The sequence below is a fragment of the Kutzneria chonburiensis genome (genome assembly GCF_028622115.1).
Classification (GTDB): Bacteria; Actinomycetota; Actinomycetes; order Mycobacteriales; family Pseudonocardiaceae; genus Kutzneria; species Kutzneria chonburiensis.
On record NZ_CP097263.1, the window covers coordinates 4754050 to 4779226 of the forward strand.

Consider the following 25177-nt stretch of genomic DNA (forward strand, 5'->3'; position numbering starts at 1 on the left):
AGGGAAGAGGCATCGCCGTGCACGTCGTCACCGGAGCTACCGGCCTGGTCGGTGCCGCGCTCGTGCTGGAACTGCTGCGCCGCACCGACGCGGACGTGACGTGCCTGGTGCGCCCCGGCCGCAGCGACGCCTCGACCCGGCTCACCGCCGCGCTGACTCATGCCGCACGGGCCTTCGGCCATGGCGAATCGTTCGCGGCCGATATCCGGCACCGCTGTGCGGCGGTGGCCGCCGACGTCGATCTTCCGCTGTGCGGCGTCGATCCGTCACGATTGCGTGGTACGGAGTTCTGGCACTGCGCGGCCGACCAGCGCTACGAGGAGCGGCACTGGGAAGGTTTGCAGCGCACCAATGTGCTGGGCACCCGGCACGCCGTCGATCTCGCGACCGAGCTGGGTTGCCGGTCCTTCAACCATTTCAGCACCGCCTACGTCGCCGGCCGTCGCAATGGGACAGTCCGTGAGCGCGCCGTCACGGATCCGTTGCACAACAACCGGTACGAGGAAAGCAAGATCGCCGCCGAGTGGGTCGTGCTGGCCGCCGACGGGCTGGTGAAGCGGATCCTGCGGCCCGGCATCGTGATCGGGCACAGCGTCACCCGTGCCGTGGTCGGCGGCCATTCCGGCATGTACGGCATACATCGTCAACTCGTGCAGCTGGAGCGCATGCTCTCGATGCTCGGCGATCCGGCGGTGCGCACCCGTCCGCTGCGCCTTCGGGCCGACCGGGCCACGCCCGTCGACCTCGCCCCGGTCGACCTCGTCGCCGCCGACGCGGTGTCGCTCAGCCGCTCCGGGCAGGCCGGCGTGTTCCACCTGACCCACCCCACCGGCATCCGCCTCGGTGACGGCCTCGACCTCATGTTCGACGTTGCCGGGCTGCCGCGGCCGCACTACACGTACTCCGACACCGCCTTCACCGCCGCCGACCGGGAGTTCGACCGCAAGATCGACTTCTTCCGGTCGTACCTCACCGGCCACAAGACCTTCGACCGCAGCCGGCTGCTGGCCGCCGTGCCCGCGCCGGCCGTGTCGGGCTGGCAGCTGGACCGGGCCGTGCTGCGCGAGTTCCAGCTCTGGTACCAGTGCCACGCCACCTCGCGACAGTCGGTGCCGTCGCTGAGCCGCTAGTCGCTGAGCCGCTAGCCCCGCCCGCTCCCCGCTGCTGTCACATGCGGTCCGGATGTGCCTCTGGGAGGCAAGTATGACGCGCATGTGACATTCGAATGTGCGCGAAAGCGGCATTCGGTGTGACTGAGAGCGGGACTCGCGAGGGAATGGGGTTGCGTGGCGCCGCCGCGTGCGGTTCTATGCTCGGCCTCATGGGGGACTTCGCCGGCGCGCTGTGGCGCGCCCATCGCGGGCTGGCCACGGCCTGGTGGATTCTGGTGCTGGCGCAGGCAATGCTGCCGGCGGCCTTCGCGTACGAGGTGGGCTCACTGATCGCCGCGGCGGACAAGACGGGGCCGCTGATCGGCCTCGGCACGGTGTTCCTGCTGATGCAGATCCTGGCCCCGCTGCACGGCCAGGTCAGCACGAACCTCGGCGCCCACCTGTCGTCCCGGCTCCAAGACCGGCTGATCACGGCGGCGACCGGCCCGCCGGGCATCGCCCACCTGGAATCGGCCGCCCTGACCGGTGAACTGGCCGTGGCCCGCGACTTCGACCTGGGCATTTCGGGCCCGCCGCTGGCGCTGTCGATGGGCCTGATCGCCGGCAGCCTGGTCGAGGCGCTGGCCGGCGCCGGCCAGGCGATCCTGCTGGCGACGTGGCACTGGTGGGCCGGCGCGCTGCTGGGCACGGCCTGGCTGGCCACGCACTGGCTGCTGCGGGACGCGGCGCGGTGGAGCCGGGACACGCCTGAGGTGCGGTACGCCCAGCGGCGCGCCGAGTACACGTACCGGCTGGCGGTGGATCCCCCGGCGGGCAAGGAAATCCGGCTGTTCGGCCTGAGCGACTGGACGGTCCGCCAGTTCGTCCACAACAGACAGAAGCTGGTCGATCTGCGCTGGCAGGCCACGAAACTGCGGCAGCGCGGGCTCGGCGTCACGCTGGCCGTGCTGACCGTGGCGAACGGCCTGGTCTTCTGGACGCTGGCGACCGATGCCACGGCGCTGGGCGTGAAGGCGACCTTCGCCCAGGCGGCGATCGGCACGGCGGCGCTGGCCTTCGGCGGCCTGAACTGGGCGTTGCCGCCGGCAATCGAGGCCGTCAAGGCGGCCGATCGGCTGGACCGAAGCATGGCCGAGGTCGGTGCACTGCCATGCGGATCACGCATACCTTCCGGCACGGCCCTGCGGTTTCGGCATGTCCGTTTCAGCTACCCGAACGCCGACAAGCCGGTGCTCGACGGCCTTGATCTGGACATCCCGGCCGGGACCTCGCTGGCCGTCGTCGGGGTCAACGGCGCCGGCAAGACCACGCTGGTCAAGCTGATCTGCCGGCTTTACGACCCGACCGCCGGCACGGTCGAGGCCGACGGTGTCGACTTGAAGACCCTGGACCTGACCAGCTGGCGCGGCAACGTCACCGCGGTGTTCCAGGACTTCATCCGCTACCAGTTGCCGCTCAAGGACAACGTCGCCCCGACCGGAGCATCCGAAGAGGACATTCGCGCCGCGCTGGCGGCCACCGACGCCGAATTCGCCGACCTGGACACCGTGCTGTCCAAGGGATACGACGGCGGCACGGATCTATCCGGCGGCCAGTGGCAGCGGGTCGCGCTGGCCCGCGCGCTGGCCGCGGTGAAACAGGGCGCCGGCATCGTCGTCCTGGACGAGCCGACCGCGCAGCTGGACATCAAGGGCGAGACCGAGGCGTTCACGCGGTTTCTCCAGCACACCAAGGGCTGCACGACCATCCTCGTCTCGCACCGCTTCGGCACGGTGCGCCAGGCCGACCGGATCTGCGTGCTGGACAACGGAAAGGTGGCGGAGTTGGGCAGCCACGACGAGCTGATGGCGGCAAACGGCAAGTACCGCACCATGTTCGACCTCCAGGCGGCGAGGTTCCAGCATGACTGAGCTGCCGGGCTGGCTGCCCTCCCTGCTCCGTTCGCTCCGGCTCGGCTACCGCGCCAGCCCGCCCCTGATCGTGGTGGCCTTCGTGACCACGGTCGCCGCCGCCGTGCCCGATGCCTTGCTGGCACTGGCTTTCTCCCTCCTGGCCACGAACATCGCCCTGTCGGCAACGTTGTTGGCCGTGCTGTCCATCGGCAGCTGGTTGCTGGCCACGGTCAGCGCCCGGGCCAACCGGCGCTTCGCCGACCGCGCGGCGATCGTCATGGAGGAGCACGTCGCGCGCCTCCAGTCGACCGTCACGACCATGGAGCACCACGAACGGCCCGAGATCATGGACCGGATCTCGGTGCTCCGCGATCACGCCGACGCGCTGAGCGAGCTGTACCAGGAACTTTTCGCGGCCCTGGGCGCGCTGGCCCGGCTGGCGATCACCGTGGGCCTGCTGATGGCTGCGAACCCGTGGTTCGGGTTGCTCGGCGTCGTCGCCGTCCCCGCGGTGCTGGTGTCGACCTTGCGGGCCAACGCCGAGCGGCGGGCCGAGGAAGCCGGAGCGCAGCACGACCGGCTGGCCAAGCACCTGTTCGAGCTGGGCACGACGCCCGGCCCGGCCAAGGAGATCCGCGTCTTCGGCGTGCAGAACAAGATCGTCACCCTGAGGCGCGAGGCCTGGCGCAAGCGGCACCGGCCGCTCGCCCGGGCCCGCTGGCAGACGGCCGGTTGGCAGGCCGCCGCGCACGCCCTGTTCGGCCTGGCCTTCCTCGCGGCGATCGCCTCGACCGTGCACGAGCCGCCGACGTTGCTGCTCGTGCTCGCCGCCGGCGGCCGGCTCGCCCAGTACGTCGCCAACACCGTGCAGCAGACGCACTTCTTCCGCACGATCTGGCTCGACGTCTCGCGCCGGCTGGCCTGGCTGGAGGACTACGCCGCCGCCCAGACGCGCAACGCGGACCGCGAACCGCCGGGCCGGCTCGAGCACGGCATCCGCCTGGAGCACGTCACGTTCCGCTACCCCGGCACCGATCGCAAGGTGCTCGACGATGTCAGCATCACCCTGGACGCCGGCACGACCGTCGCCGTCGTGGGCGAGAACGGCGCCGGCAAGTCGACGCTGGTCAAGCTGTTGTGCCGGCTCTACGAGCCGACCGGTGGCCGCATCCTGGTCGACGGCGTCGACCTGGCCACGATCGACCCGGCGCGGTGGCGGGAACGGGTGTCCGGGGCGTTCCAGGACTTCTTCCCGTTCGAGTACACCGCCGGTGAATCCATCGGCATCGGCGACCTGCCGCGCATCGATGATCCTGTCGCACTTCGCACCGCCGTCACCCGCGCCGGCGCCGGCGACGCCGTGCCGGATCTGGCCCGTCAGCTGGGCGTGACCTGGGCGAACGGGGTCGATCTCTCGCACGGCCAGTGGCAGAAGGTGGCGCTGGCCCGCGGCTTCATGCGCCCCGATCCGCTGCTGCTCGTGCTGGACGAACCCACCTCGGCGCTCGACGCCGCCACCGAGGACGCGCTGTTCGAGCGCTACGCCGACGCCGGCGGCCACGGGGTGACGGTGCTGGTCTCGCATCGGCTGGCCACGGTGCGGATGGCCGACCTGATCCTCGTGCTGGACGGCAGCCACCTGGTCGAGCGGGGTTCGCACGCCGAACTGATGGCCGCCGACGGCCGCTACGCGCGGCTGTACCGGATCCAGGCCCGCGCGTACGGCCGAACGGGCAGTTGATCCAGGTCGTGGCCGATCCCGGTTTGGCCACCCCCGGTTAGACGACGATAACCTGACGGTCATGGACGAGTTTGTGGACACCGACGCCGTGTTGCCCGGCGTGACCTGATGCGGCTGCGGGTCTCCGCGTGCGGCGGGGTGTTCATCACCGATGGCCAGGTGGTCTGGGACGACTACCTGGAGCACCGGCAGTTCGTGCTCGGCACCGACACCGACGAGGTGATGCGGTGGTTCCTGCGCTGGCGGGACCGCGACTCGGTGCCGGAGCGGCTGCGGCCGGCCCGGGACGGGCTGCTGGCCAACGCCGTCCTGGTCGCCGAGGGCTCCCAGCGTGACGCCCAGGAGCAGGCCGTGCTGCACGCCTGGGATCGGTGGGGTCCGGTCACGCGGGCGTATCACTACTCGACCCGGACCACCCGCGACACCCCCTTCCTGGACGCGGGCGTGCCGGTCGACCGGCTCCGGTCGGTCGACACCTTCCGTGATGCGGAACGGGTTCCGTTGCCCTCGGTCGAGCAAGCCCAGTGGCGGCACCGAGATCTGCTCGACGTGCTCCGGCTTCGCCACGACAGCCGGGATTTCGGCCGCGGGCCGCTGCCGCTGGCCTCGCTCGGCGCGCTGCTCCAGGCCAGCGCGGTCAACTCGACCGAACTGTACGCGGCAGTACGGGACGTCGAGGGGCTCGAGCCCGGCGTCTACCACTACGACTGCCGCCCGCACGAGCTCGCCCTGGTCGGTGACGCCGTGCCCGACGCCGACCTGGTCGCGGCCTGCGGCGACCAGTCGTGGGTCGCCGGCGCCGCCCTGGCCGTCTTCTACACCAGCATCGTCCGTGATCACGACACGCCGCGGGCCTATCGCGTGCTGCAACTGGACGCCGGGCACATGAACCAGACGCTGTCGCTCACCGCGACCGCGCTGGGCCTGCGCAGCACGTTCACCGCCGCGATCCGGGACGAGCTGGTCGAGGAGCTCATCGGCTGCGACCCGGCCACCGAGTTCGCCATCGGCTGCGCACTCGTCGGCCCCGCCTGAGTTCGATCACGCGAACGCCTCCTGGGCCAACGCCGCGAACTCCTGGATGAGCCGGCTGCGGCGGCCCGCCTCCCAGGCCAGGCACACCTGGTTGGGCGGGATGTCGCGCACCGGCACGTGCACGATGTCCGGCCGGGTGTAGAACGTCGCCGTAGATAACGGCAACACCGTTACTCCGCGCCCGGTGGCCACGTGCTCCAGCTTCTCCTCCACCGCGGCGAAGTGCCCCACCGGCATGCGGGTGCCTTCCCGCAACTCGGTGGCGATGTCACGCCACTCCGGCACCGCGTCCGGGTGCTGGAGCAGGTGCTCGTCAGCCAGATCGGCGATGGCGATCGTCTCCTTGCCGGCCAGCCGGTGATCGGCCGGCAGCACGGCCACCCGCGGCTCGGTCAGCAACGGCCGCACGGTCAGGCCCGACTGGTCCACCGGCAGCCGGATGAGGGAGACGTCCACGCGGCCGTCGTGCACCACCTCGACCTGGTCGTCCCAATTCGTACGGACCACGTTGACCGTCAGCCCCTCGTGCCGCTCGGACAGCGCCCGCACGGCGGCCGTGACGATCAGGCCCGGCATGAAACCCACCGTGAAGGCATTCTTGCCCCTTGCGGCCTGACCCACCCGCAGCCTCAACGCATTCGCACTGGCCAGTAGCGGCCGCGCGTCGGTCAGCAGCTGTTCCCCCGCCGCCGTCAATTCGGTGCGCCGACGGTCCCGGACGAACAGCTGCGCCTTGAGCTCGTCCTCCAGCGCCCGGATCTGCCGGGACAGCACCGGCTGCGCGATGTGCAGTCGCTCCGCCGCTCGCCCGAAGTGCAGCTCCTCGGCAACGGCGACGAATTTTCTCAAGCGCTCCAGATTCAGCGCCGGCCTGCTGTAATCCGTCACAGCCCCTCCTCGACCCGTCGCGGCCAGCCGACGCCCGCGCACGTGTGGGCTGTTGCTCCGCCACTCCATCCTGCCGCGCGACGCCGGCTCCGGCACGTTCGCCCATCGAACCGCGCCGGTCCGTACCGCCGAAATGGCAGACCTTCCCGTAGTTGCTCGATATTCCCCGCGGATTGCCGATAGTGGGTAAATTGGTTGGAAGATCTGTCAATTCCTGCTCGAAGCACCCCCGACGTAAATCGGGCATCGATCCTTGCTCAGCAGGCGCAATGCCGTTGATGCGACGACAAGATCTCCTTACGGTGGTCATCACCGACGAAACCGAGGAGAGTTCGGATGAAGCGAGTACTCATTGCTGTTGCCGCCACGGGAATCTGCCTCACGGCGGCGATCGGAATGACACCCGTTGCGAGTGCCGCGCCAGCATCCAGCCTCACTGTGACGGGCAATCAGTGCACGGCCGGCGGCGGCACGGTCAAAAAGTTCGAAGTTCTTGGACACGTGCGGCTCGTCTGCTCCGGCGGCAGGTACGACCGCCAGTGGATCAAGGGCTGAGAGCCTGGTCCGTAGTGCAACCGCCGATCACCGTACGTGCGGTGATCGGCGGATACGGGGCCACCGCTACAGGGCCAGCTCGGCGACGGCGTCGGTGTGCCGGGGCTGCCAGCCGAGCTCGCGCCGGGCCTTGGCCGCCGTCAGCTGCTGGTCGAGGGCGAACGCCTCGGCGATCGGCCCCATCCGCCGGGTGGCTTCGGCCGTATCGACGGTCTTGATCTGCGCGCCGGTTGCGTGGGCCAGCGAGCGGCTGACGTCGGCGATGGTCGGGTTCTGGTCGTCGACGCCGGCGAAAACGCTGCGGGGCTTGGCGTTCAGCGCCCGCACGTACAGGTCGGCCAGGTCCTCGACGTGCACAAGGGCCCAGTGCGTGTGGCCGTCGCCGATCTGGATCAGCTCGCCGGACTCACGGGCCGGGGCGAGGTAGAACGCCTCGATCAGGCCGCCGTTGTTGCCGTAGACCAGACCGGGCATGACGATCACCGGTCGGCCGCCGTTGGCCAGCACCTGCTTCTCGTTGTCCAGCCGCCACGACGTGAGCGCCGGCGGGGCCATCGGGTGCCGCTCGTCGGCGATCCCGTTGGTGTTGCCGAAAACCCAGGTGCCGCCGGTGTGCACATAGGTGCCGCGGTCGGCCAGCCCGTCCTGCATGGCCAGCGCGGCGGCGAGGTCGACCTCGGCCGTCCGCTCGTCGGCCATGCCGAGGTGGATCACCGCGTCGGCGTGGGAAGCCTGGCCCCGCAACACATCCGTGTCGGTCAGCCCGCCACGGACGGCGGTCGCACCGGCGCTTTCCACGACGGCGACGGACTTGTCGGTACGGGCCAGTGCGGCGACCTCGTGGCCGTGCCGCACCAGCGCCCGGATCGCCGGGCCGCCCACATAGCCCGAGCCGCCGGTGACGAAGACCTTCATGACCTGGATCCTTTCGTTGCCTGACAAGAGCTTCGCCCCGGTCAGGCCACGATGTCCAAGACCCTTTGCCGCGCCTGTGATGCCGTATGGGTATCAGTACTTGCTGGTGCAGATGGCCGGCCCGGTCGAGGTGAACCCGTCCCGGAAGGCCTGCACCCGGGCGAAGCCGGACGGCACGGCCGCGCCGTTCACGTCGGCGGCGATCAGGCTGGATCCCATGAGCATCTCGGCCACGGCCTCGTCCAGGTCACCGGGTGACAGTTGCAGCGCCCCCTGGTGGCCGGGCGTGATCGTGCCGGCCCACATGCCGGTCAGGCACGCCGTGAGCTGGCCGGTCGCCGGACCGTCGACGGGGTGCCCGGTCGCGTGTTCGACGGCGAGTGCGAACCGCGACGCGATCTCGGCGAAAGCGGCGAAGTCACCGATGCCTCCTTTGGCGCCCTGCCGCGGCGACGTGCCGATCCGCGTCAGGTTGGGCAGGTCGAGCGTGATCTGGTCGGTGGTGGGGCAGTAGGCGGCCGGCGAGGTCGCCTTGGCGTCCGAACAGGACGGTGCGCCGGTCACCAGCTGCGCCTTGGCGTCCGGGAAGGCGGCCTTGAGCGTGGTCTGCAGGTCGCGCAGTGCACTGGGGTCGCTGACCCGGAGATTTCCCTTGCCCAGGCCCTGATCCTGGTCCTTGGGGTCGAACTGCTGCTCGGTGATCCGGCCCTGCACCTCGCGTACGTCGATCTGCGCGCAGCGCTTGGCGCCGTCGGAGAAGCCGAGCTGGAACGCGGTCACCCGGTCGAAAGCGTTGCCGTGCGCGCCATCCGCGGCGGCACTGGAGCCGGCGGTGTCGCGGATGAAGAACAGCGTGGCCATGATCGAGTTCAGGCCGGGGCCGGTGGAGAGCTGGAAGTGCGGCGCCTTGTTCTCCGCCACCGCGCGGAAGAACGTGCCGGCGTAGCAGTCGGCCTGCTGCTCCTTGACGATCGTCGGCGTGGCCTGGTTGACGTTGCCGAGCCGGAACTGCACGGCGTGGCCGAGCTCGTGGGCCAGCACCGCGACCACGGACATCGGGCCGAAGGAGTCGTTGAGCCGTGGCAGCAGCTCGGCGCGGTCCCAGGACACGGTGTCGTCCCTCTGGCAGTAGAAGGCGTTGACCAGCCCGGCGGTGCTGGAGTTGCACACCTTCAGCGCCGGCCCGTCCGACCGGTACGAGAGCAAACCCTTGACCGGCTTGAACTCCTTGCCGAAGTCGGCCGGCAACTCCTGCTGCCAGAACGACTGCACGTCGGCGACGGCGTTCGCGGCCAGCCGGTCCACCGCGCTGCCGTCGGTGTTGGCCACCGGCAGCCCGGCATCGGCCACGCCGGGCCGCGGGCCGCTGTCGCCGCTGGTCACGGCCAATCCGGCGACCTGGTTCGGGTCGGGGCGTTCGACCGCGCCGGTGCCGGCCACGACCCGGGCGCACCCGGTCGTCAGCACGGCGAGCGCGGCCAGCACGACGACGGCCTTGCGGATCATCGGGATTCTCCAGCGGGACAAGCGGTTCCGGCGGGTCCGGAGGCCGTTCGCGAGGTACACGGACGGCTCCCGGCACCGGTTCACGCCGGACGCCGGATGTTGCCCGTTTGCTCAGATGGCGTACTTCCAGCCGGTCAGCGCGTAGGCCCCGATCCACCCGCTGAGCAGCGCCGACGCCACGAGTACGGCCAGCACGGTGCCGCTGCGGCGGCGGGCGAGTCCGATGGCCACCGGGATCAGCAACGTGAACGCCGGCACGAGCAGCCGCATCTTGGAGTAGGTCACGCCGCTGGAGCCCGCGGTCATCACCACCAGCCCGATGCCGTACGCGATCAGCGGCCACGGCAGTTTGCGCACCACCCCGACCACGCACAACACGATCGCGCCCAGCACGACCAGCATGTTGGCCGTCTCCATCACCGACGAGTCCGTGGTCAGCACGGTCCGTACGAACTGCCAGGTGTTGGCGCCGAAGTCGAAGGCCGTGCCCCAGCCGGCCTTCTGCACCTCGAACCAGCCGGTCAGACTGCCGGTGCGGTTGGCGACCCAGCCCAGCCACGCGACCAGCCCAAGTGGACAGACCGCCGCGGCCAGCCAGGCTTTCGTCGTCTGGCCGTACACGATCACGGCCACGAACACGATCAGGATCAGCACGCCCGCGCTCGGCCGGACCAGACCCGCCGCCGCGCAACAGGAAGCGGCCAGCCACCAGCGGCGTTCCATCACGCCGACCAGCGTCCACGCGGCCAGCGCGCTGAACAGCGCCTCCGAGTACACCATGGACAATGTGACCGCCATCGGCGTCGAGGCGAACAGGGCCACGGTGATGAGCCCCACTCCGCGGTCTTTGGGCAGCCGCACGATGCCGTAGGCCGCGAACAGCCCGGCGATCAGGCTGGCCACCACGCCGACCAGCGGTAGCGCTGTGTCCGTCAGCCGGCCCAGCATGCCGACGACCAGCGGATATCCCGGGAAGAAGGCCAGCGTGGTGTCCGCGTCGAAGTGTCCGGCCGCGTCCACCTTGCCGGTGAAGTTGACCGCGTAGCCGTCGCGGGCGATCGACAGGTACCAGTCGCCGTCCCAGGCTTTCAGCACGTCCAGAACGTTTCGGTCGTGCACCGCGGCCAGCACGGCCAGTATCGCCACGCCGAGCAGGCGCACCGCCAGGTAGACGCCGGCCGGGGCCAGCACGTGCCGGGCCATGCGGTGCAGCCTGTTCTCGGCCGGCACGGCCAGGTCGGGCGCGAGGAGTTCGGTAGTCAAGTGTCGTCCGGAGGGCAGGCGGACGCCGCCGGTCGGCGCCCCGTTCATGGCTACCTATGCCGCGTGGTGGCCGGCGGGTTGCACGCGATTTTCGATGGCATACTCGGTTCCGGTGGACGACGACTTCAGCGAGTACTTCGCCGCGCGGGCGCATGCCCTGCGGGCGACCGCGTACCTGCTGTGCGGCGACTGGCACCGGGCCGAGGACATCACGCAGGTGGCGATGACCAAGCTCTATCTGGCGTGGCCCCGGCTGCGGGCCGTCGGGCTCGACGCCTACGCGCGCAAGGTGGTGGTGCGGACGTTCCTCGCCGAGAACCGTCGGCTGTGGCGCAAGCGCGAGCACCTGACCCATGAGCCGCCCGAGCTGCCCGTCGGTGCCGGCGACACCGAGGACCGCCTCATGGTGCAGGCCGCCCTCGCGGCAGTGCCGCCGCGCCAGCGCGCTGTGCTCGTGCTGCGTTACTGGAACGACCTGTCGGTCGAGGAGACCGCCGAGGCCCTCGGCTGTTCGACCGGCACCGTGAAGAGCCAGGCCGCCCGGGGCGTCGCCGCGCTGCGTCGGCGGCTCGGCCCCCATTTCGACGTGCTGTCACCGGACGGGAGGTGAGCCGTGGACCCCGATCTCGATGCCGAGAAGGTGCGGGCCCTGCTGGCCCGGGCCGGTGACCAGCCCGGTCCGCCGCTGGGCTTCACCCCGGCGACCATCGCCCGCCGAGGCCGCCGCATCCGCCTGCTGCGCTGGGGCGGCGCCGCCGCCGGGGCGTTGGTCGTGCTCGCCGGCGCCACCCTGTCCGTGCTGCTGCTCGCCACCCGCCCGGCCGAGCCCGCCGCACCTCCCCCGCCGCCCGCCACAGTGCCCGCCGCGACCACCACCGTCACCACGACCACGAGCGGCACCAGGACCACCACCGGCACCGGTGCTCCCGACGACACCGCGGCCGGGACCGGCGCCGCCGACCTGACCACGACCACGTCCCGCCAGCTCACGGCGACAACCACCACGACCTGGCTACCCGGCGACCCGACACCGACGTGAGGTCTTCGGCCGATGTAAGACCCAAGCCGCTTTGAGGTCTTACGCCGGCGCGGCCGCCGTCGACCACGGCCACCGACGCGAGGCCCTCACGCCGATGTAAGACCCATAACCGGTTACAGGTCTTACGCCGGCGGGATATCGGCACTGACCACCGTCGCGCCACGGTCGTCGACCACCGCGACCGAGGCCAGGTCCGAGGGGTCGAGCGTGACCGCGCCGTAGATGGGGAAGGGCGGCTGGTCGCTCTGGACCCAGCCGCCGGCCTCGTAGGCCTTGCCGGCATGGTCGTAGGCGAACAGCCGGCAGCGGGTGCCGCGTGGCACGGTGGCGTCTTCGATCTCGATGCCCAGCCAGCCGTTGGCCGGCGACACCGCCACGCGCAGGGTCGCATTTCCGCTGCGGCCGGTCACCTCGCGGGTGCCGGGCGCGGGCGGGCCGTCGTCGGTGTCGTTGTCGGCGTGGGCCAGCGTGAGCGGCGGCCGGGGCGCGGTGGCACGGCCGATCACGACCCCGGTCGTGACCAGGGCAGCGATCACCGCCACGGCGACAACGGTCCGCACCCACATGACCGGCCACCCTAGTCTTGGCCCCATGTTCGCGAAACTGGCCGAGGACCTGGCCGACCTGCCCGAGCTGCTGACGCAGACCCGCGACTACGCGACCCGCATCCTCGCCGGCCTCGACAACCGCCCGGCCGCGGTCATGGCCGGCTCGGACGACCTCCCGGTCTCGGTCGTGGGTGCGGAACCGGGAGCGGTGGGGCTGCCGGAGTCGGGGGCGGGGCTGCGGGCGGCGATGGAGGCGTTCGCCGACCGGTGGGAGCCGGGGTTCGCGAGCAGTGCGGGCCCACGCTACCTGGGCTTCGTGACCGGGGGCTCGACGCCGGCGGCGCTGGCCGGGGACTGGCTGACGTCGACCCTCGACCAGAATGCGCACGGGTCGGTCGGGTCGTCGGCGGTGGCGCTGGAGCGCGAAGCGGTGGCGTGGCTGGGATCGCTGTTCGGACTGGATCTGCCGGGTGCGTTCGTGACCGGGGCGACGATGTCGAACCTGGTCGGGCTGGCCATCGGCCGCGAATGGCTGGGCACGCTGCGCGGGGTCTCGGTGACCGATGAGGGGCTGGCCGAACCGGTGCGGGTGCTGTCCGGCACGCCGCATTCGAGCATCGGGAAGTCGTTGTCGATACTGGGAATCGGGCGCAAGCGACTGATCTCCGTGCCTACACTGCCGGATCGCGAAGCGGTCGATGTCGGCGCACTGGAACGGGAACTGGCCGAAGGGCCGGCGATCGTGGTGGCCAATGCCGGCACGGTCAACACGGTGGACTTCGACGACATCCGGGCCATCGCGGACCTGAAGGCCCGCTATCAGTTCTGGCTGCACGTGGATGCCGCGTTCGGTGGCTTCGCGGCGGTGTCACCGACGTATGCGGGGCTGCTGGACGGCTGGGAGAGGGCCGATTCCGTGTGTGTCGACCTGCACAAATGGTTGAACGTGCCGTACGACTCGGCGGTGCAGTTCACCCGCCGGCAGGATCTCCAGGTGCGGGTGTTCGAGAACCAGTCGCCCTATCTCGGCACGCCCGGGGCCGTGCCCGACCCGATGCACCTCACGCCGGAGACGTCCCGCCGTCTGCGGGCACTGCCGGCGTGGTTCGCGCTCTTCGCGTACGGCCGCAAGGGTTATCGGGAGATCGTCGAGCGCAACATCGCCTGTGCTCAGGAGATGGGCACTCGACTCGCCGCCAGCGAGGATTGGCGGCTGCTGGCCCCGGTACGGCTCAACGTGGTCTGCTTCGCGCCCGTGGGTCGTGGGATCCCTGAGGTACTGGATGCCTTGTCCCGCAGCGGCGAGGCGTTCCTGACGCCGACCGTCTACAAGGGAGTCCCGGCCATTCGCGCCGCCTTCAGCAACTGGCGCACCACCTCGGCCGACGTCGACCGGGTGTGCCGGGCCTTGGGGGTGTGACGGGGCGCAGGCCGCAGGCCGCCTCCGCCCCGCCTTGATCAACCGTGCTGAGCAGGCCCCCGATTCCAGTGTAGACCTCGAACCTGGCAGCCCGCTCACTCGAAGATCGACTTCGTCAGGGATCCCCCGAAATTCAATTATACTCGGTGAACCTGGCAGTCGAGGGCGGCCGGATCAGCTCGGGCTGGTCGGTCGGGCGGGGGTCAGGGCGATCTGCTTCTTGAGCATGCGGCCGCCGTCGGCGGTGAGGCGCAGGTAGTAGTCCGACGAGCACCAGGTGCCGTCCTCGTCCAGGCCCAGCAGGCCGGAGCCGGCCGGCACCCACGACGAATCCGGGGCGGTCTTGGCGATCTGGTTGCCCTCGGTGAACTCGTCGAACATCGATATGTAGATGCCCTGCGCGCCAACACGAACCATGTTGTAGAACTGCCGCCACATGAAATCGCCGTGCCGGCGCTGACGGGCCGACACGTCGCCGGGGAGGACGCACGGCTGGTAGTCGATGCCGTGGCTGGTGCAATCGGCCTGATCACCGACGTTGATGGTGTTGTAGACGTTGTCGGAACCGGCGGCATCGCTGATGGCGCCGACCATCCACGGGGAGATCATGTTGAAAGCGTGGTAGGTGTCGAGGAAACCGGTGCGGGTGCCGGCGCCGCCGACGCGCCATTCCCGTGGCACGCCGCCCACGACGTAACAGCCCTGCCCCTTGAACCAGTTGATCACGTCGAGGCAGGTGCCGGCGTCCCACGGGTGATTCCCGTCGCTGAAGCCGAAGCCCCAGATGCCGACGACCGGCTTGCCGTTCTGGCGCGCATACGCCGACGATGAGGTGTAGGCGCGCATCTTGTTGGTCCAGTCGGCTTTCATCTCCGACTGCATGCTCGTCCAACCGCTGGCGTCGTACATGATGTAGAACTTCACGCCATGGGTCTCGGCCGCCGACCGCACCTTGGCGGTGATGGCGTCGCGGGTCGGACCCTCGCTGCCGTTGGGGTTGAAGCGTTGCAGGGCCGCGGTGTCGCACCCGTAGGCGCTCATCCACCCGAAGTGCATGTCCACGGTTTGCTGGTCGTACGAAGAGAACAGGGTGGCTGGATTGCCGTTGTTGAGGTTGCCGTACCCGGTCTGGTAGCCCCTAGTGAACTCCCGCATGTCCGGCCACGCCTTGATGGTGTTGTTGTTCGAAGGCGACGGGGCCTGGCCGCCGTTCTGGCTCCAGTGCCACCACGTGTTGATCGGGGCACCGTCGCCGATGCAGGCGTACCAACCCTGGTAGCCCACGGTTATCCTGCCCACGACGTCACCGACCGGACTCGCGGACGCGCTGGGTAAGTAGGCCGTGCCCGCGGCGGCAGCGGCCGCCGCGGCGAGAAAGGCCCGTCGAGACAATCCCATGTCGAATACTCCTTGTCATCGTTGACAAGAAGACCCTTGTGGCGGCAAGGACCTCGCCAGTGGGGCGAGACTAGGCCGAAAGTGGCTGGGGCGCAACGGGTCTGTTATGGACGGTCGAGCACCAGTTCGCGGGCATACGTGTAGCGCTCACGCACGGAAGGCACCGGAAGCGCCTCGTAGCAGCGGGAAGTGAGCGCGCTCCACTGTGGAGGGTCGATCGCCCCGCTCAACGCCCAAGCGGCCTGTCTGGCGGCGCCGTCGGCGACGAATTCGCTCGGCTCGGGAACCACGACGGGGCAACCGAAAACCGTGGGCGCGATCCGACGGACCGCCTCGGATCTGGCGCCGCCGCCGACGATCACCACGCGGGACGCCGGAATGCCCAGCTCCACCAAGGCATCCACGGCGTCGGCGAGACTGCACAGCAGGCCCTCGACGGCAGCCCGGGCCAGGTGTGCGGGCGTGGCGGTGTCCAGCCGAAGCCCGTGCAACGTTCCGGAGGCATCGGGCCGGTTGGGGGTGCGCTCGCCCTCCAGGTACGGCACCAGCACGAGACCGCCGGCACCGGGCGGGGCCGACAGGGCCAACGACGACAGCTCGTCCACGCCGATACGCAGCATTCGGGCCGTGGCGTCGAGCACCCGGGCGGCGTTCAACGTGCACACCAACGGCAGGAAACGGCCTTGCGCGTCGGCAAAGCCGTTCACGACCAGACTGCCGGCCGGCTTGACGCTGGACGCGAAGGCCGTGCCGGAGGTGCCGATGGACACCACGACATCGCCCGGTTCCGCCTGCACGCCAAGGGCTGCCGCCGCATTGTCGCCGGCGCCGGCGGCCACCAGGGCACCGGAAGCCGTGTGGCCGGCGGCGGCCGAGGGCTCGAGCACGCGCGGTAGCTCGAGGGTGCGGCCGAAGGCCTGGGCGAGCAGATCCTCGCGGTACGAACCGGAAGACGGCGACCAGTAGCCGGTTCCGCTGGCATCACTGCGATCCGTGTGCCGATCGCCGCCGGTCAGCCGCTGCGTCAACCAGTCGTGCGGCAGACACACCGCGGTGGTACGGGCGGCGTTGGCCGGCTCGTGCTCGGCCAGCCAGCGCAGCTTGGTGATGGTGAACGACGCCACCGGCACGCTGCCGACGGCGTCGACCCACGCCTCCGGCCCGCCGAGCTCCGACACCAGGTCGGCCGCGGCGGCTGCCGACCTGGTGTCGTTCCACAGCAATGCCGGCCGGACGACGTCGCCGGACTCGTCCAGGCACACCATGCCGTGCTGTTGGGCGCCGACGGCGAGCGCGGCGACGTCGTCAAGCCCGCCGGCGTCCGCGATGGCCGTGTCCAGCGCCTGCTGCCACGCCGCCGGATCGACCTCCGTGCCGACCGGATGGACGGCCCGGCCCGAGCGGACCAGGGCCCCGGTGTCGGCGTCCCGCACGACCACCTTGCAGGACTGGGTGGACGAGTCGATCCCGGCGACGAGCGTCATGTCAGCGGGCTCCCAACGCGTGCTCGACGGCCAGCTGCGACAGCTCGACGAAGCCGTAACCGCGGGCGCCCACGGCATCCGGGTCGAAGTCGGCGTCGGCGGCCCGGAGGTCGGCCACGGTCTCGCCGGGAGCCAGCGTGGGCTCGGCCAGCTCGGCAACCTTGGCCTGCGCCAAGGCTTCCTGCACCGCCGGGTCGGCACGGAACGCCGCGGCCCGCTCCTTGAGCAACAGGTAGGTCCGCATATTGGCGGCCGCGCTGGCCCACACGCCGTCGACGTCCTCGGTACGCAGCGGCTTGTAGTCGAAGTGCCGTGGCCCGTCGTAACCGCCGTTCTCCAGCAGGTCGACGAGGAAGAAGGCGGACAGCAGGTCGCCGTGGCCGAAGATCAGGTCCTGGTCGAACCGCGGCCCCTTCTGCCCGTTCAGGTCGATGTGGAACAGCTTGCCCTGCCACAGCGCCTGCGAGATGCCGTGCACGAAGTTCAACCCGGCCATCTGCTCGTGCCCGACCTCGGGGTTGAGACCGACGAGGTCGGAGTGCGCCAGGGTGGAGATGAAGCCGAGGGCGTGGCCGATCGTCGGCAGCAGGATGTCGCCGCGGGGCTCGTTCGGCTTGGGCTCCAACGCGAACCGGATGTCGTACCCCTGGTCGACCACGTACTGCGTGAGCACGTTCATCGCCTCGCGGTAGCGGTCCAGCGCGGCCCGCACGTCCTTGCCCGCATCGGTCTCGGAGCCCTCACGCCCGCCCCACAGCACATACGTGCTCGCGCCCAGCTCGGCGGCGAGGTCGATGTTGCGCAACACCTTGCGCAGCGCGAAACGCCGCACCGAGCGGTCGTTGCTGGTGAAGCCGCCGTCCTTGAACACGGGGTGTTTGAACAGGTTCGTGGTGGCCATCGGCACCACGATGCCCGTCTCGTCCAACGCCTTGCGGAACCGGGCGATCCGGTCCTCGCGCACGGCGTCGTCGGCGCCGAACGGGATCAGGTCGTCGTCGTGGAAGGAGACGCCCCATGCGCCGAGCTCGGCCAGCCGGTGCACGGACTCGACCGGGTCGAGGGCCGGCCGGGTCGCGTCGCCGAACGGGTCGTTGGCGGGCCAGCCGACCGTCCACAGACCGAAGCTGAACCTGTCTTCCCGCGTGGGCTGCACAGCGCCTCCTTAGTTAGTTCAGTGCCCATACTAAGTGTCTGCCGGCCGGTGTCAACCGCCGCGTGTTGCCCACGCGCGCGGCCAGGTAACGTGAGCTCATGCGGGTCACGATCGCCGAGGTCGCCCGGCGGGCACGGGTGAGCAAGACGACCGTGTCGCGGGTGCTGAACAACAAGTCGGATGTGGACGCGGCGACCGCGATCCGGGTCCGCGAGGTGATCGCCGCCACCGGCTACATCCCCAGCGCGGGCGCGGTCGGGCTGGCCAAGGGGCGCACCAACACCGTCGGCATGCTGGTCCCCGGGCTGACCTGGCCCTGGATGGGCGACGTGCTCCAGGGCGTGGCCGACGTGCTGGAGGCCAAGGGCTACGGGCTGCTGCTGAACACCGTCAACCGCGGCGCCGACTCCATGACCCAGTTCTCCCGGCACGTGTCGGCCAAGGCGTTCGACGGGCTGCTGCTGGTCGAGCCGCCGGACACGCTCAGCTACATCCAGACCCTGCACGAGTCCGGGCTGCCGGTCGTGATGATCGACGACCGCGGGCACCACCCCGGTTTTCCCTCCGTCTCCACCAGCAACCGCGCCGGCGCCGCGTCGGCCGCCCGGCACCTCGTGTCCAGGGGTCGCCGCCGAGTCGCGATGATCACCGGGCCGGCCGGGTTCGGCTGCACGGTGGAGCGGGTGCAGGGCTTTCGTGACGTCATGGCCGAAGTCGCGCTCGTCGAGGGCGACTTCACGCCCGAGGGCGGCCTGGCCGCCATCCGCGAGATTCTCGCCTCCGGTGTCGAGTTCGACGGCGTCTTCGCGCAGAACGACATGATGGCCGTCGGCGCGCTGGACGGCCTGCGCGAGGCCGGCCGCTCGGTGCCGGGCGACGTCGCCGTGATCGGCTTCGACGACATCGCCCTGGCGACCCATTCCGTGCCGGCGCTGACCACCGTCCGCCAGCCTTCGCGTGAGATGGGCGAGGCGGCGGCCAGCCTGCTGCTGGACAACCTGCTCAACGGCACTCCCCTGCCGGACGAGCCGCACGTGGTGCCGACCTCCCTGGTAGTCAGAGACTCCGCCTGACCCCCGCGAGTCCCGCTTAGCGTCACACCGAATGCGTGAAACAGATTCATGCATTTCGGTGTGACTGTGGGCGGGACTCGCGGGGGTTGGGGCTTCGGGGTCAGGTGGCCGTGGTCACGGTGATGGTCCCGGTCAGCGGCAGGTTGCGCGACGAGTCGCCGACGAAAACACCGTAGGAACCGGTGTTCGTCGACCATGTTCCGTTCCAGTGGGCGAGATCCCGTGGCGTCAGGGTGAAGGTGACGACCTGGCTCTGCCCCGGGCTCAGGGTGACCTTCTGGTATCCCTTCAGCTGGTGCGGCGGCTCGCCGTTGGCGGCGGGCTGGCCGACGTAGAGCTGGGCCACCTCGGCGCCGGCTCGCGTCCCGGTGTTGGTCACGGTCGCCCGCACGGTGGCGGAACCGTTGGCCTGCGCGGAAACCGTCAGGCCCGAGAAGCCGAACGTGGTGTACGACAGCCCGAATCCGAAGGGGAACAACGGCGTGATGTTGCGGGAGTCGTACCAGCGGTAGCCGACGTTCATGCCCTCCGAGTACTCGATCCGGTCGTTGGCCCCGGGGAACTGCTGCGTGGACGCGGTCGGCATGTCGACGATGCTGCGCGGGAACGTGACCGGCAGCTTGCCGGACGGGTTGACGTCGCCGTACAGCAGCGCGGCGATGGCGTTGCCGTTCTCCTGCCCGGGATACCAGCCCTCGATCACCCCGGCCACGCTGTTCAGCCACGGCATCGTCACGGCCGAACCGGTGTTGAGCACGACGATGGTCCGCGGATTGGCCGCCGCGACCGCGCTGATCAGGTCGTTCTGCGAGAACTGGAGGTCGATCGAACTCAGGTCGTCGGTCTCGCTCTCCCCGTACGAGGCGAAGACGACCGCCACGTCCGACTTCTGCGCCAGCGCCACGGCGGCCGGAATGTCCGGCGTCTGCACGTGTTCGCCGGCGCCGGCCACCCACTGCACACTCACACCGGCACCCGCGCGCTTAGTGATTCCGTTGATCGGATTGACCGCGGCGGGTGAAGGATTGACCTTGGCGCTGCCGCCGCCGATGTTCTGCGGGTCGATGGCATCCCCGCCGAGCAGCGCGATCGACTTCACCGACGACGCCAGCGGCAGCACGCCGTTGTTCTTCAGCAGCACCGATCCCTGCGCGGCCACGTCCTGCGCCACCTGGGTGTGCGCGGCGCTGGTCACCACCGCGCCGGTGTTGCCGGTGGGTCCGTGGTCGAACAGCCCGAACCGGAACATCTGGGTCAGCACCCGCCGGGTCATGTCGTCCACAGTGGACTGTGACACCCGGCCCTGGTTCACGGCGTCGATCAGCGCCTGCCCGAAGAACGCACCGCCGGGCATCTCCATGTCCAGCCCGCCGTTGGCCAGCTGCGGCGCGCCGCCGGTGGCCGAACCCCAGTCGGAGCCGATGAATCCGCCCCATCCGGTGTCCTGCTTCAGGGCGGTGTTCATGACGGCCGAGTCCTGGCAGGCCGGGGTGCCGTTGATCTGGTTGTAGGCGCACATCACCGACGCGGCCTGCCCCTGCGTCAACGCGGCCTGAAAGGCCGGCAGGTAGATCTCGTGCATCGTGCGGTCATCGATGATCACGTTGTCCGACGGGGTTCCCCGTGACGCGCCGCCCTCGACGTTGTAGGCGGCGGCGTGCTTGACCTGCGCCATCACGCCCTGGCCCTGGATGCCCTGCACGGTGCCGACGGCGGTCTGCCCGGCGTGGTAGGGATCCTCGCTGTAGGTCTCGAAATCCCGGCCCCAGCGCGGATCCCGGACGATGTTGATCGTCGGCCCGAGCACCACGTTCGCGCCCTTGCCGGCGAACTCCTGTCCCATCACGGTGCCGTACTGCTTGGCCGCGTTGACGTCCCAGGTCGCGGCGACCGCGGTCGGGTCGGGCAGCTCGGTCACGCCGTCGAGGCTGTCGCCGACGCCGGCCGGCCCGTCCTGCAACCCCATCGCCGGCACGCACAGCGCCGGGATCGGGTCGGTGTTGCCGATGTACGGCCCGGTGGCCCCATTTCCGTGCAGCACGACGACCTTCTGCGCGTTGGTCATGGCGGCCATCAGCTGGTTCACCCGGTCGGCGACCGGCGCGGTCGAGTTCGACCACGGGCAGTTGCCCGGTGGCTGGGTTGTCGTGGTCGGCGGCGCGCCGACGGTGTGGATGATGAACTCCCACAACGAATAGCCCCACTGGGTGGCCCGCGCGGTGCCGAGCATCCGCACGTAGCGGCCGGATCCGTTGACGGTCAGGACCTGGTTGCCGGCCACGCCGGCCATCGGCTGGGTCAGATTGCTCCAACTGTTGCCGTCATTGGAGATCTGCACCTGGAACGACGACGCGTAGGCCGCCTCCCAGTCCAGCTCGACACCGCAGACCTGGCGCACGCTGCCCAGGTCGACGCGAAGCGACTGCGGATCGGAGGCGGCGCTGGACCACCGGGTGCCCGAATTTCCGTCTACGGCGGCGGTTGCCGGGAACGCGCCGGCGTCCTGTGTGGACGATGCCAGCACCGGCTGGTTCAGGGCCGAGTTCACGCCGGTGTTGCAGGCCGCGGCGACATCGTCGCCGTAGACCTGGAACTCCCACAGCGAATACCCCCACTGGGTAGCGCGCTGGGTGCCGTACATCCGCACGTAGCGGCCGGTGCCGGACACCGACAGCGTCTGCACGCCGACGACACCCGCGGTCACCGGGGTCAGGTTGGTCCAGTTGACGTTGTCCGAGGACACCTGGAGCTGGAACGCCTTGGCGTAGGCGGTTTCCCAGTTCAGCACAACCTGGGTCAGCGTGTGCGGGCCGCCGAGGTCGACGGCCAGCCACTGCGGGTCGGCGGCCTGGCTCGACCAGCGGGTGCCGGGGTCGCCGTCCACGGCCGCCGAGGCCGGGAAGGCGGCGTTCTCGGTGGTCAAGGCGGTGGCGGTGTGCCCCTGGGAGAGCAGGGTGGGCGCGGCGTGGCCGACGCCGGGCACGGTGAGCAGGGCGGTCACGATGACGGCCGCGAGCGCGGCCACGAGCAGATGGATGGATCTCACGGGGCCAGATCTCATGGGGCGGCGAACCCTTCGCACGGTGGGCAGGGACGTGCGGCTCGCGGATCGCCCGGCCGGGAGGTGGGCCCGGCCGTGGGAACGCTCTCACCCTCAGGCTACGAACGCTGTCAACCGTCGCTCTTGACGTGGGCGTCACACCGTTGTTAACTGCACCACACACCTTCGGAACCGGTTCCGGAGCCTGCCCGATCCGTCGGCCCCGCTCTCGGCTCGCGGGGGTCGGCGGGATGAAGCTCCTGCTCAGACCCCGTACCGCGGGCAGTGGGGCCCGCGCCGGGACACACGGACAGGCCGGGTCGCCGTGGCGGCGGCGACCCGGCCCCCAAAAACCGTCAACAGGCGCCGCGCACCATGTCCGCCAGCAACAGCGGGTCGTCCGGCAGCTGCCGGCCGCGCCAGGCGACGTGATCGTCCGGGCGGACCAGCACGTACGGCTGCCGGTACAGCTCGGCGACCGCCGGATCGGCGCACTTGAGGATCTGCAGCGGCACGCCGCGCCGCGCGAAGGCCCGCACCACGGCGTCGAGCCGCTCGTTCGGCGCGAAGCACAGCAACACGAAGCCGTCCCCGAAAACGTCCAAAGTGGACACTCCGGGCCGCAGCCAGGCATGGGCGGCCCGGAACCCCGGATCGCTGCTCGGCCGCCACGGCGCGACCATCTTCACCTCGTCGCCGATGACCAGCGACGAGGTGTAGCCGTGTCCGAAGTGGACCTCCGGCGCGTCCACGTCCCAGTGGGCGACGCTCTCGGCCAGCTGCAATCCCAGCTCGGTACGGGCCAGCACGCCGTCCGAGTCGTCGTCCCGCAGCCGGCTCGACAGGTCGTCGGAACCGCGGGTGCGCAGGGCGATGCCCGCCGCCTCAAGGCCTTCGAGCGCGACCGGCCGCCGCTCGGCGTCATAGCTGTCGAGCAGCCCGGCGCCGGCCCAGCCGTCGTGCTCCGCGGCCAGCTTCCAGCCCAGGTCGGCCGCGTCGGCGATGGCGATGGTGCGGCCGAAGCCGCCGGGCGCGGACAACGTGTGAGCCGCGTTGCCGACCAGGAACACCCGCCCGGACCGGTAGCGGTCGGCCACCATGTGCGGCACGTGGCTCTGCTCGTCGGACAGCACCTCGGTCGGCGTGTCGAAGGCGATCGCGTCGCGCACCAGCGTCGCCGCGTCGACCGCGCCGACCTCACTGCCCGCGATCAGCTTGAACGTGCCGCAGTTGTCCATGGCCTGCAACGGAAAGCGTGAGCCGCCGGACTGGAGCAGGAAGTACGTCAGCGCCGGCCGGTGGCCGCGGGCGGCCAGTCCCTCGGCCAGCCGCGGCGCGCGGAACACGATGCTGCGCAGCAGTTGCGGCTCGAACCGCGGCGTGGACTGGATCCCGCAGGCGCTGCGGACCAGCGAACACGGCCCTTCGGTGCTGACGAGATAGTCGGCGCGGATGGTGGTCGTGTCGCCCTCGCCCAGCCGGCTGACCCGGGCGGTGACGCCGGCGCCGTCCTGGGTGAAGCCGTCGAGCCGGTGCCGGAACAGGATCGCGCCGCCCGGATGGGTGCCGACGGCGGTCTGGAGCACCGGCAGCAGCCAGTCCTCCGGGCAGATCTGCTCGGGCTCGGGCGTGTGCGTGTCGTGCGTGAACCGCTCGAACCGGTGGATCTCGTGTCCGCCGACCTGCGTGACCCAGGCGATGTCGGCCGGCCGCCGGCCGGGGAACTCGGCGCAGCGGATCTTCTCGGCCACCCCCCAGCGCCGGAACAGCTCCATCGAACGCGGTCCGATCGGGCTGACCTCGGGTGTCTCCACCCGGCCGTCGCCCGTTTCCAGCACGAGGCAGCGCACCCCGCGCCGCTCGAGGTCGAGCGCGAGCGCGAGGCCGGCCGGGGTGGCCCCGGCGATCAGCACATCGGTCTCGTCCACGTCGTCCCACCGCTTCCGCGTCCCGGACATCTCGTTCACACCGCCGCCACGCGCGCACCGCCGACACGGAACGGTGGATCGAATTCCCGCACTGCCAACCCCCCATCGCGACGTGTGCCGCATTCACGTCAATTCTGCGCACGGCCCCGTCGAACCGGTCAAGTCCGCGTGCCCGATCGGCCTTGCGTTCGATGCCCGAATTGATGCGGTGGCGAAAGCGGTCAGCGGTCCGGAATTGTATACATTGACGCGGTCATGAATTAATGTAACGGGCCCGCAGTCGGAAAACCTTTGCCAGACACCGACTTCACCAGGGCATTCTCCTGGATTCGCACACGCGTGCGGTTCGTCATGCCGTCATACATTGTGCCGCCGATCCAAAACCGGATCGGCGGCCGAGATCGTCCGCGGACGGGCCGGCCGCCGGCAGCGGCCGGACGGGAACCGGTTCGATGCCGGAGCAGCTGGCCCGGCCCGGGTGCGCTGTGGGCGACGTCACTGCCCGGGCTCGGCCGCGTCCTTGAGCAGCTGCGTGGTCAGCGAGATGTGCTCACCCAGCAGCCGCACCGCCAGGTCGGTGTCACGGGAGATCACGGCGTCGAGGATCGCGCGGTGTTCGGCAGCGACGTCGCGCCCCTTGGCCTGGGCCGGCGTAATGGACCACTGTCGGTAGAGTTCGGCCTCATCGCGCAGACCATTGGCCACGTCACGAAGTCGGCGATTGCCGCAGCCGGCCAGCAGCGCCTCATGGAAGGCGGTGTGGGCGGCCGACCATTCGGCCGTTGATCTGGCCGGATTGTCGGGGTCGAGGTAGGGCGCGCGTTCCAGCAGGTGGTGCGCGGCAATGGCATCGGCCTCCCAGCGCACGTCGCCCTCGGCGATGGCCATGCGCAGCACCAGGCATTCCACCTCGACGCGGGCGATGGTCAGCTCGGACAGGTCCTCGACCGACAGCGGCGTCACGACGTAGCCCTGATGGGCCTGGCTGCGGACCAATCCGGCGGACGCGAGCCTGGTCAGCGCCTCGCGCGCGGCCCCGACCGAGGTGTCGTAGCGCCGGCACAGCTCGGGGAACTTCAGCCGCTGCCCGGGCGGCAGCACGCCGCCGAGGATGTCCTCGCGCAGTCGCGCGTGCACGCCGTCGGTGCGGGTGGCCCCGGTGCCGGTGGTCGCCATGCACAGAA

The 25177-nt window shown here is 70.3% G+C and carries 20 protein-coding genes; 9 read left to right on the top strand and 11 right to left on the bottom strand.

Going from position 1 to position 25177, the window contains the following annotated elements:
* Positions 1-17: 17 nt before the first annotated feature.
* The 4 genes from M3Q35_RS21235 to M3Q35_RS21250 all read left to right on the top strand — a co-directional run bounded on the left by M3Q35_RS21235 (position 18) and on the right by M3Q35_RS21250 (position 5780).
* Positions 18-1130, top strand: coding sequence for an SDR family oxidoreductase (locus tag M3Q35_RS21235; RefSeq protein ID WP_273943680.1), 1113 nt, complete (start codon positions 18-20; stop codon positions 1128-1130).
* A gap of 191 nt (positions 1131-1321) precedes the next feature.
* The gene (locus tag M3Q35_RS21240) at positions 1322-3022 is read left to right on the top strand and encodes an ABC transporter ATP-binding protein (RefSeq protein ID WP_273943681.1); all 1701 of its coding nucleotides are present in this window, start codon (positions 1322-1324) and stop codon (positions 3020-3022) included.
* Entirely contained in the window at positions 3015-4745 is a 1731-nt protein-coding gene (locus M3Q35_RS21245) for an ABC transporter ATP-binding protein (RefSeq protein ID WP_273943682.1), read from the top strand. Before M3Q35_RS21240 ends, M3Q35_RS21245 begins: the two co-directional genes overlap by 8 nt.
* A gap of 108 nt (positions 4746-4853) precedes the next feature.
* On the top strand, positions 4854-5780 hold the full coding sequence (locus tag M3Q35_RS21250; RefSeq protein ID WP_273943683.1) for a SagB/ThcOx family dehydrogenase: 927 nt from the start codon (positions 4854-4856) through the stop codon (positions 5778-5780).
* 6 nt (positions 5781-5786) lie between these two features.
* Here M3Q35_RS21250 and M3Q35_RS21255 read toward each other — a convergent pair whose 3' ends face one another.
* The gene (locus M3Q35_RS21255; RefSeq protein WP_273943685.1) at positions 5787-6668 is read right to left on the bottom strand and encodes a LysR family transcriptional regulator; all 882 of its coding nucleotides are present in this window, start codon (positions 6666-6668) and stop codon (positions 5787-5789) included.
* Between the two features lie 336 nt (positions 6669-7004).
* On the opposite strand from M3Q35_RS21255, the gene M3Q35_RS21260 reads away from it, so the two are divergent.
* On the top strand, positions 7005-7223 hold the full coding sequence (locus M3Q35_RS21260; RefSeq protein WP_273943686.1) for a hypothetical protein: 219 nt from the start codon (positions 7005-7007) through the stop codon (positions 7221-7223).
* Positions 7224-7289: 66 nt separating this feature from the next.
* Here the strand turns inward: M3Q35_RS21260 and M3Q35_RS21265 are convergent, their stop codons facing one another.
* The 3 genes from M3Q35_RS21265 to M3Q35_RS21275 all read right to left on the bottom strand — a co-directional run bounded on the left by M3Q35_RS21265 (position 7290) and on the right by M3Q35_RS21275 (position 10907).
* On the bottom strand, positions 7290-8138 hold the full coding sequence (locus tag M3Q35_RS21265; RefSeq protein WP_273943688.1) for an NAD-dependent epimerase/dehydratase family protein: 849 nt from the start codon (positions 8136-8138) through the stop codon (positions 7290-7292).
* A 93-nt stretch (positions 8139-8231) separates the two neighbouring features.
* Entirely contained in the window at positions 8232-9644 is a 1413-nt protein-coding gene (locus M3Q35_RS21270) for a neutral zinc metallopeptidase (protein WP_273943689.1), read from the bottom strand.
* A 111-nt stretch (positions 9645-9755) separates the two neighbouring features.
* The gene (locus M3Q35_RS21275) at positions 9756-10907 is read right to left on the bottom strand and encodes a glycosyltransferase family protein (RefSeq protein WP_273943690.1); all 1152 of its coding nucleotides are present in this window, start codon (positions 10905-10907) and stop codon (positions 9756-9758) included.
* 94 nt (positions 10908-11001) lie between these two features.
* Here M3Q35_RS21275 and M3Q35_RS21280 point away from each other — a divergent pair, with 94 nt between their 5' ends.
* Both M3Q35_RS21280 and M3Q35_RS21285 read left to right on the top strand, forming a co-directional pair.
* The gene (locus M3Q35_RS21280) at positions 11002-11517 is read left to right on the top strand and encodes a SigE family RNA polymerase sigma factor (RefSeq protein WP_273943691.1); all 516 of its coding nucleotides are present in this window, start codon (positions 11002-11004) and stop codon (positions 11515-11517) included.
* Between the two features lie 3 nt (positions 11518-11520).
* Positions 11521-11946 (top strand): hypothetical protein, encoded by a 426-nt coding sequence (locus M3Q35_RS21285; RefSeq protein WP_273943692.1) that lies wholly within the window; start codon positions 11521-11523, stop codon positions 11944-11946.
* Between the two features lie 122 nt (positions 11947-12068).
* On the opposite strand, the gene M3Q35_RS21290 is transcribed toward M3Q35_RS21285, so the two are convergent.
* Positions 12069-12512, bottom strand: coding sequence for a hypothetical protein (locus M3Q35_RS21290; protein ID WP_273943693.1), 444 nt, complete (start codon positions 12510-12512; stop codon positions 12069-12071).
* Between the two features lie 25 nt (positions 12513-12537).
* On the opposite strand from M3Q35_RS21290, the gene M3Q35_RS21295 reads away from it, so the two are divergent.
* A complete protein-coding gene (locus M3Q35_RS21295; RefSeq protein ID WP_273943694.1) occupies positions 12538-13914 on the top strand; it encodes a pyridoxal phosphate-dependent decarboxylase family protein in 1377 nt (458 codons plus the stop codon).
* 174 nt (positions 13915-14088) lie between these two features.
* On the opposite strand, the gene M3Q35_RS21300 is transcribed toward M3Q35_RS21295, so the two are convergent.
* The 3 genes from M3Q35_RS21300 to xylA all read right to left on the bottom strand — a co-directional run bounded on the left by M3Q35_RS21300 (position 14089) and on the right by xylA (position 17952).
* Entirely contained in the window at positions 14089-15213 is a 1125-nt protein-coding gene (locus tag M3Q35_RS21300; protein ID WP_273943695.1) for a glycoside hydrolase family 99 protein, read from the bottom strand.
* A gap of 203 nt (positions 15214-15416) precedes the next feature.
* Positions 15417-16796 (bottom strand): xylulokinase, encoded by a 1380-nt coding sequence (xylB, locus tag M3Q35_RS21305; RefSeq protein WP_273943696.1) that lies wholly within the window; start codon positions 16794-16796, stop codon positions 15417-15419.
* A gap of 1 nt (position 16797) precedes the next feature.
* The gene (xylA, locus tag M3Q35_RS21310) at positions 16798-17952 is read right to left on the bottom strand and encodes a xylose isomerase (RefSeq protein ID WP_273943697.1); all 1155 of its coding nucleotides are present in this window, start codon (positions 17950-17952) and stop codon (positions 16798-16800) included.
* Between the two features lie 98 nt (positions 17953-18050).
* Here xylA and M3Q35_RS21315 point away from each other — a divergent pair, with 98 nt between their 5' ends.
* Positions 18051-19025 carry a LacI family DNA-binding transcriptional regulator gene (locus M3Q35_RS21315; protein WP_273943698.1) on the top strand — a complete coding sequence of 325 codons (975 nt, stop codon included), beginning with the start codon at positions 18051-18053 and terminating at the stop codon, positions 19023-19025.
* Positions 19026-19125: 100 nt separating this feature from the next.
* Here M3Q35_RS21315 and M3Q35_RS21320 read toward each other — a convergent pair whose 3' ends face one another.
* The 3 genes from M3Q35_RS21320 to M3Q35_RS21330 all read right to left on the bottom strand — a co-directional run bounded on the left by M3Q35_RS21320 (position 19126) and on the right by M3Q35_RS21330 (position 25169).
* Positions 19126-22071, bottom strand: a complete 2946-nt coding sequence (locus M3Q35_RS21320) for a glycoside hydrolase family 3 C-terminal domain-containing protein (RefSeq protein ID WP_273943699.1) — start codon at positions 22069-22071, stop codon at positions 19126-19128.
* A 350-nt stretch (positions 22072-22421) separates the two neighbouring features.
* Entirely contained in the window at positions 22422-24023 is a 1602-nt protein-coding gene (locus tag M3Q35_RS21325) for an FAD-dependent monooxygenase (protein WP_273943700.1), read from the bottom strand.
* Between the two features lie 465 nt (positions 24024-24488).
* Positions 24489-25169, bottom strand: coding sequence for a GntR family transcriptional regulator (locus tag M3Q35_RS21330; protein ID WP_273943701.1), 681 nt, complete (start codon positions 25167-25169; stop codon positions 24489-24491).
* Positions 25170-25177 lie beyond the last annotated feature (8 nt).